General features: G+C 73.7%; 9 protein-coding genes. 6 read left to right on the top strand and 3 right to left on the bottom strand.

Going from position 1 to position 12944, the window contains the following annotated elements:
* The first annotated feature begins 7 nt into the window (after positions 1 to 7).
* Positions 8 to 1624, top strand: coding sequence for a MocR-like pyridoxine biosynthesis transcription factor PdxR (pdxR, locus tag ACFFGY_RS07665; protein ID WP_377043867.1), 1617 nt, complete (start codon positions 8 to 10; stop codon positions 1622 to 1624).
* Positions 1625 to 1832: 208 nt separating this feature from the next.
* Positions 1833 to 2471, top strand: coding sequence for a DUF1345 domain-containing protein (locus ACFFGY_RS07660; protein ID WP_377043866.1), 639 nt, complete (start codon positions 1833 to 1835; stop codon positions 2469 to 2471).
* Between the two features lie 187 nt (positions 2472 to 2658).
* Here the strand turns inward: ACFFGY_RS07660 and ACFFGY_RS07655 are convergent, their stop codons facing one another.
* Positions 2659 to 3885 (bottom strand): Bcr/CflA family multidrug efflux MFS transporter, encoded by a 1227-nt coding sequence (locus tag ACFFGY_RS07655; RefSeq protein ID WP_377043865.1) that lies wholly within the window; start codon positions 3883 to 3885, stop codon positions 2659 to 2661.
* 211 nt (positions 3886 to 4096) lie between these two features.
* Positions 4097 to 5170, bottom strand: a complete 1074-nt coding sequence (locus ACFFGY_RS07650; protein ID WP_377043864.1) for a Gfo/Idh/MocA family protein — start codon at positions 5168 to 5170, stop codon at positions 4097 to 4099.
* A 263-nt stretch (positions 5171 to 5433) separates the two neighbouring features.
* Here ACFFGY_RS07650 and secD point away from each other — a divergent pair, with 263 nt between their 5' ends.
* The 4 genes from secD to ACFFGY_RS07630 are packed head-to-tail and all read left to right on the top strand — an operon-like array spanning position 5434 to position 10318.
* The gene (gene secD / locus ACFFGY_RS07645) at positions 5434 to 7014 is read left to right on the top strand and encodes a protein translocase subunit SecD (protein ID WP_377043863.1); all 1581 of its coding nucleotides are present in this window, start codon (positions 5434 to 5436) and stop codon (positions 7012 to 7014) included.
* 11 nt (positions 7015 to 7025) lie between these two features.
* Entirely contained in the window at positions 7026 to 8099 is a 1074-nt protein-coding gene (gene secF / locus ACFFGY_RS07640) for a protein translocase subunit SecF (protein WP_377043862.1), read from the top strand.
* The gene (locus tag ACFFGY_RS07635; RefSeq protein ID WP_377043861.1) at positions 8096 to 9070 is read left to right on the top strand and encodes a tripartite tricarboxylate transporter substrate-binding protein; all 975 of its coding nucleotides are present in this window, start codon (positions 8096 to 8098) and stop codon (positions 9068 to 9070) included. Before secF ends, ACFFGY_RS07635 begins: the two co-directional genes overlap by 4 nt.
* Positions 9071 to 9073: 3 nt before the next feature.
* The gene (locus ACFFGY_RS07630; RefSeq protein ID WP_377043860.1) at positions 9074 to 10318 is read left to right on the top strand and encodes an EAL domain-containing protein; all 1245 of its coding nucleotides are present in this window, start codon (positions 9074 to 9076) and stop codon (positions 10316 to 10318) included.
* Positions 10319 to 10456: 138 nt separating this feature from the next.
* On the opposite strand, the gene ACFFGY_RS07625 is transcribed toward ACFFGY_RS07630, so the two are convergent.
* Positions 10457 to 12802 (bottom strand): glycosyltransferase, encoded by a 2346-nt coding sequence (locus ACFFGY_RS07625; protein ID WP_377043859.1) that lies wholly within the window; start codon positions 12800 to 12802, stop codon positions 10457 to 10459.
* Positions 12803 to 12944 lie beyond the last annotated feature (142 nt).

Here is a 12944-nt window from a genome sequence, read left to right as displayed (position 1 = left end):
ACTGTCCATGGCAACCACTTTGCGCGCGCCGCCGGGCGCCTCGCGGCGGTCCGCACGCCCCAGGGTCCGCCGTCCGGCGGAGGTCCTGGACCTGCCGCTACCGCTCGGCGCCGGGGGCACGCAGTCGGCCCGCGTCCACGCCGCGCTGCGCGACGCGATCCTCCGGGGCCGCCTCGCCGCCGGGCTGCGGCTGCCCTCCTCGCGGGCGCTGGCGGCGCAGCTCGGCCTGCGGCGCAACGCCGTGGTGCTGGCCTACGAACACCTGCTGAGCGACGGGCTGGCCGAGGCGCGCACGGGCGCCGGAACTTTCGTCGCCGCGCTGCTGCCGCAGCCCCCGGAACCCGCCGCTACGGCTCGTGCCGCCACGGCTTGTACTGGGAATCGCACCGCGCCGCCCCAGCCGCGCGCCGTGCCCGGCCGGGCTGCTCCCGCCGGCCCGCACGCCGCGACCGATCTGATTGTCGGCCGCGCCGCCACCCCGGAACCACCCGGACCGGCCAACCCTGGCCCTTTCGCCCTCGGCCACACCAGTCCCGACCCGCTCATCCTGGCCCAGTTCGGGCGACTGTTGCGAGCGCAGCTCCTCCGCGCCGACCCGATGCATTTCGGCTACGGCGACCCGCGCGGCAGCGAGTCGCTGCGAGCGGCCGTGGCGGAGCACCTGGCCGTCACGCGCGGCATCCGCTGCGACGCCGCGCAGGTGATGCTCACCAGCGGCACCCAGCAGGGCCTGCGGCTGGTGGCCGAAACCCTGCTCCGCCCCGGCGATACCGCCTGGATCGAGGACCCGGGCTACCCCACCGCCTGGCGGGTCCTGCGCGCCGTCGGAGCCTCGCTGGTGCCGGTGCCGGTGGACGGCGCGGGATTGGTGGTCGAAGCCGGGCTGGCCAGCGCGCCGAAGGCCCGGCTCGCCTACGTCACGCCGTCGCATCAGTTCCCGACCGGCGTGACCATGACGATGGCGCGCCGCGCGGCGCTGCTCGACTGGGCGCGCGAGCACGATGCCTGGGTGGTCGAGGACGACTACGACAGCGAGTTCCGCTACGCCGGCCCGCCGCTCACCGCCCTGGCGGGCCTCGGCGGGGCGGAGCGGGTGATCTATCTCGGCACCTTCTCCAAGACGCTGTTTCCGGGCCTGCGCGTCGGCTACGCCGTGCTGCCGCCGGCGCTGCTCCATCCGGTGATGGCGGCGCGCGCCGTGGCGGACCGCTTCCCTTCCACCCTGCTGGGCGAGGCGCTGGCGGAGCTGATGCGCTCCGGCGCCTTCTCCGCGCACCTGCGCCGGATGCGCAACCGCTACCGCGCGGCGCGCGACCTGCTGGCGGCCCTCCTGGACGCGGGCTCGGGCGGGCGGCTGCGTGTGGTGGTGCCCGATCAGGGGCTGCACCTGCTGGCGATGCTCCCGCCCGACTGGCCACCGGGAGCCGGGGCGGCGATCCTCGCGGCGGCGGGGATGGAGGCGCGGCTGCTGTCGGAATCCCGCCTCACCCCGGGCGCACAGGACGGCTTCGTGCTGGGCTTCTCGGGCCAGCCGGTCCCGGTGCTGCGCAACGCGGCGGAACAACTCGCCGCCAGTGTCCGGCGCTTCGTGCCGGGCGCCGGCGGACCGCCCGATGGCGGGTGAGAAGCCCGGCACCTCCGCAGCGCCGGGTTCCGCCTCCAGGAAAACCCCACGCCCAGGCGACGCGGGGCCGGGCAGCCAACCACACCCTCCCGGCGGCGACACCTAAGCTACTTGGCCGCGCGTGCCGCCCTGCCTTGTTTGCGGCGCCCGTTGCCACCGGCGCCGCCACGCACGAGCCTCGTGCCTTCCACAGAGACTCGCCTCCACCATGTCCTTCCTGTCGCCCTTCATCTCGCGCCATCGCCCCTGGCTACCCACGGCCCTGACCGCGGGTGCCGTGACGTGGTTGCTGCTGACGCGCCTTGCCGCCTGGCGCACCTCCACCGCGCTGCTGGCCGGCTGGGACGTGGGGGTGCTGGCCTACCTCGCGGTGCTCGGCCGCAGCATGCTCAGCTGGGAGCCCCAGCGCGCCCGCGCCCGTGCCGAGGCCCTGGACGAGGGCCGCTGGACGGTTCTGCTGGTGACGCTGGGCGCGGTGCTGGTGTCGCTGGTGGCGGTGGCGCTGGACCTCGCCGGTTCAAAAGGCACCTCGCCCTGGGCGGCGGCGCTGGCCATGGCGACCGTGCTGCTCAGCTGGTGCTTCACCCACGTGATCTTCGCCAACCATTACCGACACGAGCACCTGCTGCGCGGCGGCCTCGATTTCCCGGGCAACAAGGGCGAGCCCGACCTGCTGGAGTTCTTCTACCTGAGCTTCACCGTGGGCATGACGGCGCAGGTCTCCGACGTTACCACCAACTCCGCCGCGATGCGCCGGCTGGTTCTGGCGCACGGGCTGGTGTCCTTCGTGTTCAACACCGCCGTGGTGGCCGGCACCGTGAACATCGCGGCCGGCCTGGCGAGTTAGCAGCGGGAAGAAACCAAAATAGTTCAAGTTTTTACACTGCAATCTCGCTGCTTCACCTCAGCCACGAAGACTGAGCCCGAAGGGAGAGGCGCAGCACACCGCATCCACCGACCGGAGCTTCAGGTTCAGGGATCGCTCCGACGCACCGCCTTGCCCAATCCGTATTTCCAGCGCCCGCACGCCGCACCTAAGCCTGGGGCGGCGTCCCGCGCACCAGCGCCACGTTGGCCAGCAGCGCCAGCACGCCGGACGCCCCCACGATCAGCGCCATGGCCCATGGCGTGCCGTCGCTGACCCAGCCGATCGCCGCGCTCGACAGCGCCGCCAGCGCGAACTGCACCGCGCCCACCAGCGCCGAGGCCGTGCCGGCCTTGTGCGGAAAGGCCGACAGCGCGCCGGCGATGGAATTGGCCACCACCAGACCCAGCATCGCCACGTAGAAGAAGATCGGCACCACCAGGCCCCAGAGCCCGCCGAAGCCGGTGTAGCCGTCGATCATCAGCACCACGCCGGCCGCGGCCGAGATTCCCGTGCCGATCCGGAACAGCCGGTCCGTGCCCAGCCGCAGCACGAGGCGGCTGTTGACCATGTTGGCCGTCATCATGCCGGCGATGTTCATGCCGAACAGCAGCCCGTAGAGCTGCGCCGGCACGCCGTAGTAGTCGATATAGGCGAAGGGGGTTCCCGCGACGTAGGCCAGCACGCCGGCGTAGAAGAACCCGCCCGACAGCCCGTAGCCCAGGAAGCGCCGGTCCAGCACCAGCTGCAGGTAGCTGAACAGCATGCCGCCCAGCCGCAGCGAAATCCGGTATTCCGGCAGCAGCGTTTCGCGCAGCGTCGCCACGCCGCCCAGCGCCAGCACCCCAAAGAGCGCCTGGATCCAGAAGATCCCCCGCCAGCTCCACGATACCAGCACCTGCCCGCCCAGCAGCGGCGCCACCAGCGGCGCGATGCCCATCACCAGCAGCAGCACCGACAGCATGCTCGCGGCCCGGTCGCGCCCGTACAGGTCGCGCACCATGGCACGCGCCAGCACCGGCCCCGCACAGGCCCCCACCGCCTGAACGAAGCGCCAGACCATCATCTCCGCCGCCGTGTCCGACAGGGCGCAGCCGGCCGAACCCGCCAGGTAGAAGAGGATGCCCACCGCCACCATCGACTTCCGGCCATAGCGGTCGCCCAGCGGCCCCCAGGCCAGCTGCCCGGTGGAAAAGCCCACCAGGAAGGAGGACAGCGTGAGCTGCACGCGCGCCGCCGGCACGCCGAAGATCGTGGCCAGCGCCGGCATGGCCGGAAGGTACATGTCGGTCGCGACGGAGCCGAGCGCCATCAGCGCGCTCAGCACGACCACGAGCTTCACGCCCGGCGCGGGCTGCTGGATCGGAAGAGCCTTGGGCTCGGTGGCGGATGTCATGGGACCGTAACCTCGCGCGCCGTTCTGCAACGCACAATCCGCATTGCGCGAGGGCAGCCATCCCTTGCGCACCCGATCAGTGAGGATCCCGGCTGGTGGAGGGTGCACGGCGAGGCCGCCGCCGTTCAGCACCGCGCGGGAGCGGACAGGCGGCGGTCGTGCACGGCCGCCAGCCAGCCCCTGCCTCGGAAGCGCTGCGGCCGCGGCGCTGTCAGATCCCGGCGGCCTGTCGCGTCGCCAGGATCGCCGCCTCCACCCGGAGCGCCGCGTCGAGCGCCGCCCGGCCGGCAGCTCCGTCCGCTTCCACCGGCGCCCCGTCGAGGCAGGCCGCGGCGAAGGACGCGTGCTCCGCTTCCAGGCTGTCGCGATCGGTCCAGGAACTCACCGCCGCGCCGAAGCCCGGAAGCTGGTCCAGCGGCTGCATCCCGCCCATCGCCCCAACCGCGCCGCCGCCCTGAGCCTCCTCGCGGATAACGGCCCCCGCGTCCTTCCGGACGACATCTCCCGCGTCCTTCCGGATGACATCTCCCGCGTCCTCCCGGACGACGTGCATCGTGCGCGCCAGGAAATCCATCTGCAGGTAGCCTTCCGTCCCGAACAGGCGCAGGCGGCGCTCCATCTTCAGGCTGACCCGGCTGGCGGTCAGCGTCGCCACGGCACCGTTCGCGAAGCGCAGCCGGGCGTTGGCGATGTCGGTGCGGTCGGAGGCGACGTTGGCGCCCACCGCGTCCACGCTGTCCAGTGGCGCGCCGAAGATCGCCAGCGCCAGGTCGAGGTCGTGGATCATCAGGTCCAGCACCACCGGCACGTCGAGCGAGCGCGGGCGGAAGGGCGCGATGCGCACCGCCTCGAGGTAGAGCGGCCGCCCGATCCGCGCCGCGATCCCGCCTTCCGAGCGCAGCGCCGCCATGCCGGCCGAGAAGCGCTCCAGCTGCCCCACCTGCAGCACCCGCCCGGCCGTGGCGGCCGCCGCGATCAGCTCATCCGCTTCCTGCAGCGTGGCGGTGATCGGCTTTTCCACCAGGACGTGGCGCCCCGCGCGCAGCGCCTGCAGCGCCAGCCCGTGGTGCCCGGCCGTGGGGCAGGCCACGATCACCGCGTCGGAGGCCGCGATCACCGCCTCGGCCGACATCGCCGGCACGCCCACCTCGGCAGCCACCTGCGCGGCGCGGGTGGGATTGTGATCGTGGACGCCCACCAGCTCCGTGCGCGCGCCGGATTTCGCCTTCAGGACGTGGAAACGCCCGAAATGCCCCGTCCCCAACACACCCAGGCGTAGCCGCATCCCGAACCCTCCGTCCCCGAAAGCCCGCCCGTCGCGCCGCGGACTGGCGCCCCGGGGCTTAAAGCAGAACCGGGCCGAGGGGAAAGCGCAGGCCCCTTGCGCGGCCGCGTGCGAGCCCCGTGCTGAGCCGCGCGCGAGCACCGCGCGCGGTCGCGCAACCGCCATCGGGCCGCCACCACCGGACAGGGCTTCACGCGCGCTTGCATCGCGCGGGCCTGGGCCGCATGTTCCGCCCCCTCAACCAGGGGCGGTCGGTCAGCTCTATGCTTTACTTCGCGCGGTGGAAGGTGGCCGCGATCCTCGGTGTCATCCTGCTTGGCATCCTCGTCTGCCTGCCCAACATCCTGCCTCGAAACGTGCTGCCGGCCTGGGCCTCGCGGCAGATCTCGCTCGGCCTCGACCTGCGCGGCGGCTCCTACCTCCTGCTCGAGGTGGACCTGAACCGCGTCGCGCATGACCGGCTCGAAGCCCTGGCCGACGGCGCGCGCTCGCGCCTCCGGCAGAACGGCATCGCCTTTTCCGGCATCGCCACCGACGAACCCGCCCGCCGCGTGAACATCCGCCTGGCCGACCCAGCCCAGGCCGAGGCCGCGGCAACCCAGCTGCGCGAGCTGTCGAACCCGGTGACCGCGGCCAGCGGCGCCACCACCCCCGACATCGACGTGGCCGCGAACAACGGCGTCGTGACGGTGACCGTGACCGAGGCCGGCCTCCAGTCGCGCGCCTCCGGCGCGGTGGAACAGTCGGTCGAGATCGTGCGCCGCCGCGTGGACGAGACGGGCGTCGCGGAATCCATCGTGGCCCGCCAGGGCGCCGACCGAGTACTGGTGCAGCTGCCGGGCGTGGACGACCCCAACCGCATCAAGCAGCTGCTCGGCCAAACGGCCAAGATGACCTTCCACCTGCTCGATGAGAACGCGAGTCTCGGCGCCGCCAACCCGCCGCCGGGCGACATGTTCCTGGTGGGCGAGCGCGACGGGCAGCGCTATGCCGTGCGCCGGCAGGTCGCGGTGGACGGCGCCAACCTGTCTGACGCCCGCGCCTCGCGCGACGGACAGACCGGCGAGTGGGTGGTGAGCTTCACCTTCGACAGCGCCGGCACCCGCCGCTTCGCTGACATCACCCGCGCCAATGTGGGCCACCCCTTCGCCATCGTGCTGGACGACAAGGTGCTGACGGCGCCCGTCATCCGCGAGCCGATCACCGGCGGGCGCGGACAGATCAGCGGCTCCTTCAACGCCCAGTCCGCCAGCGACCTCGCGGTGCTGCTGCGCGCCGGCGCCCTGCCCGCGCCGCTGACCGTCGTGGAAGAACGCACCGTCGGTCCCGAGCTCGGCGCCGACGCCATCCGCGCGGGCCTGATCGCGCTGGGCACCGGCACGGTGCTGGTGCTGCTCTACATGGGCACCGCCTACGGTCTGTTCGGCTGGTTCGCCAACCTGGCGCTGCTGATCAACCTCGTGCTGACGGGCGCCGCGCTGACGCTGCTGGGCGCGACGCTCACCCTGCCCGGCATCGCCGGCATCGTGCTGACGCTGGGCACCGCGGTGGACGCCAACATCCTGATCAACGAGCGCATCCGCGAGGAACAGCAGGCCGGGCGCAACCCGGTCGCGGCGCTGGAGGCCGGCTTCTCCAAGGCCTACGGCACCATCCTCGACAGCAACATCACCAACCTGATCGCCATTGCCTGCCTCTACGTCTTCGGCTCCGGCCCCGTGAAGGGCTTCGCCGTGACCGTGGCGCTGGGCACCGTCGTGCACCTGTTCACGGCAACGACGCTGGTGCGCTGGATGATCTCGGTCTGGTTCCGCCGGCGCCGCCCGCGCGTGCTGCCGGTCTGAAGGGCGATCCCATGTTCCGCATCCTGTCCCGCCCCCTGTTCCGCGTCATCCCCGACAACACGAACATCCAGTTCATGCGGGGCCGCTTCCTCGGCGTCCTCGTGTCGGCGATCCTTTCGCTCGCCTCGGTGATCCTGGCCTTTCACCCGGGGCTGGAGAAAGGCATCGACTTCAAGGGCGGCATCCTGATGGAGCTGCGCACCCCAGGTCCCGCCAACCTCGGCGCCATCCGCACCAAGCTCGACAGCCTCGGCATCGGCGAGGCCGGCGTGCAGGAATTCGGCGCCCCGGATTCGGTGCTGCTGCGCCTGCCGACCCAGGGCGAGGAAGCCTCCACCCAGGTCGCCGTGAACCGCGTTCGCACCGCGTTGGATGAGCTCGCGCCCGGCACCCGCATCCTGCGCACCGACGCCGTGGGCAACCGCGTGTCGGGTGAGCTGTTCCGCGACGGCATGTACGCGCTCGGCTTCTCGCTGCTGGCGATGTTGATCTACATCTGGTTCCGCTTCGAGTGGCAGTTCGCCGTCGGCGCGGTGACCACGCTGATCCTCGACACCACCAAGGCGGTGGGCTTCCTCGTGGTGACGCAGATCGAGTTCAACCTCACCACCGTGGCCGCGATCCTGACGATCATCGGCTTCGGCGTGAACGACAAGGTCGTGGTCTACGACCGCGTCCGCGAGAACCTGCGCAAGTTCAAGACCAAGCCGCTACGCGAGGTCATCGACCTGAGCATCAACCAGACGCTGAACCGCACCGTCGGCACCTCGGCGACGCTGCTGCTCTCGGCGCTGCCGCTGGCACTGTTCGGCGGCGAGGCGCTGTCGGGCTTTGCCTGGACGGTGCTGTTCGGCATCGTGGTGGCGACCTCCTCCTCGATCTTTATCGCGGCGCCGCTGCTGCTGTTCCTGGGCGAGCACCGTTTGCGCCGCAGCGGGGCGCCCGCCGCCCCTGGCCGCGGTGCCCCCAGCACCGCGCCGCGCGGCAACGCCGCAGCATCTTCGCGCGGCGATGCCGGAACATCCCCGCGCGGCAATGCCGCCGCATCTCCGCGCGGCGATGCCGCGACGCCGGCGAGGCGGTGAGGCGTCCCCTCACGCCACTGGTTCCGGACCGCCGCAGGCTGCTGCGGTGGGCCGCCCTGTTGTCACTGGCCGCGCCGGCGCTGCACCCGGGTCCTGCCTGGGCCGGCGGCGCGGTGCGGCTGCACACCGGCGCGCCGGAAGGCAGCCCGGCCGATCTCTGGGCCCGTGCCTTCGCCCCCTTCCTGGAGCGGCACCTGCCGCACAACAGCGTGGAGGTCGTGGCGCGGCCCGAAGGCGGCCCGGTGGCGATGCTGGGTGACCTGGCCAGGGCGCCGGGCGCGATCGGCACCGTTCTCGCTCCTGATATCCTGGCCCGCATCGCCGCCTCCGACCGTCCCCGCGCCCTCGCCGGCTTCCGTTTCCTCGCCGCCGTGACGGAGGAGCCGCTGGTGCTGGTGGCAGCACCTGGCACCGAACTCGCCGCGCTGCGCGAGTCCGGCGCGGTGCTGGCCCTGCCGCCCCCGGGCTCCACCGCGGCGCTGGCGGCCGAGGCACTGCTGCACGCCACCGCGGCGGCCGCCGTCCACTTCCCATCCGGCACCGCGGCCCGGTTGGCGGCGCAGTCGGGAAACACCGCCGCCGCGCTGGTGCGCCTGCCCGACGCGATCGGCGCCATCCGCGACAACCGCGTCGCCGCGCTGGCCCTGGCCACGGCCGCGCGCTCCGACCTGCTGCCGGAAACCCCGACGCTGACCGAGCTCGGCATCCCGCTCACCGCCGCGGCGCGGCGCGGCTTCGTGCTGCCGCCCGGTGCCACCGCGGGCTTCGCCTCCCTCATCACCGCGGCGCTGCGCGACGTCGTGGCCGATCCGGAATACGTGGCGCAGAGCCGCGACGGCGGCATGCTGCCGCAACTGCGCGACGAGGCCGCCTGGACGGCGGAGCTGGGCCTCGCCACCCCCGCACCCCAGATCGCGGGTGGCACGCCGATGACCGGCGGGCCGGCCCGCTCCTCCAGGATCTCACCCTAGCGTATGCCCAAACGGCCGCCGCCCGCAGACCCGCACCCGCGACCTTCCGACGGGAAGCCCGGCGCCGCGCCGTCGCAGCCCCGTGACGGCAGCCCTGCGGTGGCGGCCGCGCCACCCCCTGCCCAGCCAGCCGAGCCGCGCCCGATCCTGGTGCTCGCCCGCGATCCGGCGGTGATCCGGGCGGCGCAGGGGGCGGTGCGCGCCACCGGCACCGAGGCCCCGGCCCGCCCCGTGGGCTCGGCGCGCGAAGCGCTCGCCGCGGTGCTGGCGGCCGACCAGCCACCGCGCCTGCTGATCCTGGAACACGGGCTGGCCGAGGACACCGAGGGGCTGGAAGCCATGCTGGCCGATCCCTTCGGCCCCACCCGCGCCATGCTGCTGCACCGCGAACATGCCGAGGCGCTGGACCCCCGCGCCGTGTTGGCGGCGCTGCGCTCGCAGATCCGCCCGGCCGCCGAGGCGGGAGATGCTGGCACGCTGCGCCGCGGGCTGGAGCAGGACCGCGTTTCGGTGCGCTACCAACCCATGGTGCGCCTGCGCGACGGCGCGGCGGTGGCGGCCGAGGCGCTGGCCCGCTGGACGCAGCCGCCGAAGCTGCTGGCCCCCGACACCTTCGTGCCGCTGGTGGAGCAGGCAGGCCTCGGCCTCGCGCTGTCGATGGCCGTGGCACGCCGGGCGGCGGCGGAGCTGGCGGGCTTCCTGCGCCGGGGCCGGCCGCTGCGCTACGTGTCGGTCAACCTGCCGCTGGCCGTGCTGGAGGAGGCCGGCACGGTGGGCTGGCTGCGGCAGATCCTGCGCGACAACGGGTTGCGCCCGCACCACCTGGCGCTGGAGCTGACGGAAACCACCCCGGTGCACGACCCGGCCCCGCTTCGCCGTGCGCTGCTTCGCCTGCGCCAAGCCGGGTTCGCGGTGCTGATCGACGACCTGTGCCGTGACGACGAGCGCGAGGCGCTGCTCCACCTGCCCTTCAGCGGCGTGAAGCTCGACCGCTCCTTCACCACCGCCCTGCCCGCGAGCGCCCGCGCGCGGCGCTCGGCGCAGCGCGTCGTCGCACTGGCCCGCAGGCATGGGATGCGCGTGGTGGCGGAGGGCATCTCCACCCAGGCGGAATGGCGCGCCGCGGCGGCGCTGAGCGTCGACCTCGCGCAGGGCTATGCCGTGGCCCGCCCGATGCCGGCCGCGGTGCTGCCGGAATGGCGGCACGGCTGGACACCGCCCGCCCTGGCCCACCCGCAGGCGCGCTAGGTCGCACGAAGCGTCAGGCCGTCATCCCGTTCAGGCGCGGGCGGAGGACCCGCGCCAACCCGACACGTACTCTCCCCCAGGGCTCTCCCCCCAGGGCTCTCTCCGCCAGGGCCGTGCCGCGACGCGGTGGCGCCCGTCTCAGGCGGCGGCCGCCACCGCGTTGCCGCGCAGAGCGGCCACCAGCGCGTCGAGCCCCTCATCCACCTCCGCCCGCCAGCGCAGGGCCAGCACGCGCGAGGCATCGAGCAGTTCTGGAGCTAGCGTGTCGGACAGGGTCATCTCCCGCATCCAGCCCGCCACCTCGGCGGCATCGGCGGCACGGTGCGCCGGGTGCTCCGGCCGGAGGCCGGCGAAGGCATGGCGCGTCCCGATCACCGGGCGGCCGTAGCCGATCGCTTCCACCGTCTTGATCTTGAGGCCCGTGCCGCCCTCCATCGGGTTCACCGCGCAGGCGACGAGGTCGTAGAACTCTTCCGGCTCTCCCACCGGGCCGAGCCGCGTTCCGGCCGAGCGGAACGGCCCCGGCAGCCGTGCCTCACCGGCCAGCAGCCAGGCAACCTCGGGACTCTCCGCCAGCGCCCGATCCAGCGCGGCGGCCGCCTGGATGTTCCAGACATTGCCGCTCGCGAGCATCCCGAAGGGCCAGGCGCCCGCCGGCAAGGCACGCTCCAGCAGTCGCGCCGGCATGGCGTGGCCCACCGTCAGCACCGGCCGGCCGCCGCGCCGGCGCAGCACGCGGCTTTCTTCCGGCTGGATTCCGATCACGAGGTCGGCCCGGCCGAGCCCCTCGGCTTCCTCGGCCTCGCCGGTCCAGTACCAGGACGGCAGCAGCCCGGCCGCCGTGGCCGCCGCCGCGCGCCCACCCACCAGGTCGTGCGTGTCGAGAAGGCGCAGCGCCCCGGGCACCGCCTCCAGCACCGCCGACATCCAGGTATAGGACGCCACCACCGCGTCGTAGCGGCGCGCGCGGTGCAGCGCCGCCACGGCCTCCACGGTCTTTGGCGGGCACCAGTCGTCCAGCGCCCAGCGGTCCGCTAGCGAGGGCACCGGGCGCGGCTGCCACGGCATCGGGTGGACCGCCGCCCATTCCCGCTCCAGCACCGCCATCTGCCGGGGATCGGCACCCGGCGACGCTCCCTGGGGCGGCAGGGGACAGCAGAGTTCCAGCGGCTGGCCCCGGGCCGCCAGTTCCAGCCCCAGCGCGCGCAGCCGCGCCGCGTTGCCCGCCCGCGGCGGCCAGGGCACCATCGGCGACACCACCAGCACGCGCGGCGGGGCGCCGGACGAAAGGCCGGGCGACGCCAGCGGCATCGACGCTTCGGCCAGGTCCCGGTCCGCCGCCAGTTCCGCCGGCGACACCCGGCGCAGCGGCGGCGCGGCGCGGAAGTCCTCGATCACCGCGCGATAAGCGCGCCCCACAGCCTCGGGCGACAGCACGGCGCGGGCGTAGCGTCGCGCGCGCTCGCCCACCGCTTCCGCCAGGGCGCGGTCCCGCGCGATCGCCAGGATCGCTTCCGCCAGCCCCCGCTGCGGCGCCAGCGCCGGCAGGTGCAGCACCGCGTCGCGCGGCAGCTCGGCATAGGCCGCCACGTCGGACACCAGCACGCAGCGCCCCGCGGCCAGGGCGCGCGCCAATACGCCGGAGCTTTCGCCCACCGACGGCGCCCGCAGGTTCACCATCGCGTCCGCCGCGGCGATCCAGGCCGCCAGGTCCGCTTCCGAGAGGTAGCCGGTCACCCGCAGCCGCCCCGCGGCCGCGAGCTCCGGCGCGATCGCGCTGGCATCCCCCTCGCCCGCATGGACCCACAGCACGTCGCCGCGCCGCCGCGCCACCTCGGCCATCGCCTCGGCCACCCATTCCAGCCGCTTCGCCCGTGACGGAAAGCCCGCGGTCAGCAGCACCGTCCGCCCGGACGGCAGCCCGAGCGCCGCGCGCGCCGCCGCGCGGTCCGAGGGCGCCTTGACCGCCAGGTGCGGGATCACCGCCGAGCGCGCCGCCAGCGCCGGGTCGAACTCGCGCAGGCGGCGCTGGGCATGGCGGGAATGCACCACCACCGCGCGCGACCCGCGCAGCGCGTGGGCCACGAGGTCGAACACCGCCGCCGCCGCCCCGGCCTGCCCGCCATGCTCCAGCCATTCCCGCCCCAGCGTCGCCGCGAGGCCCGGGGAACGCTCCTGCAAGGCTGCTCGCAGCGACGGGCTCTCGCTCGTCTCCGCGAGTCGCGATGGCACCGCCAGGGTCAGGTCGTGCAGCACCGCGACGCCCGGATGGCGCCGCATCGCCCGAAGCACGAAGACGTGACCGGCGCTGTTGCCCAGCTGGTGCAGCAGCCGCGCGCCGTCCGGCGGCTCGGCGCCTGCCTGCCGCCCGTCATGCACCGAAACCTCGTACCAGCGGTTCAGCATGGGCAGCAGCGCGGCCGCGTAGTCGGCCACGCCGTTCCGGTCGGGCGGCATGGGGCTGAACATGTGCAGTTCGGACAAGGCGGGCACACTCCTGAAGAAGCCCGAACCCCGGTCGGGACGCGGCATCGGGGAAGCCGCCCCGGTGCGGAAGGGCGGAGAAGCATGGCCGCGATGTTGCGGACCGCTCACGCCACGGTCTAGTGCAACCGGAGGATGACGA

This window comes from Roseomonas elaeocarpi (genome assembly GCF_042433915.1).
In the GTDB taxonomy this organism is placed as follows: Bacteria; Pseudomonadota; Alphaproteobacteria; order Acetobacterales; family Acetobacteraceae; genus Roseomonas; species Roseomonas elaeocarpi.
Note: the sequence above shows the minus strand (reverse complement) of the source record. Positions and strands in the feature narration are given on the sequence as shown.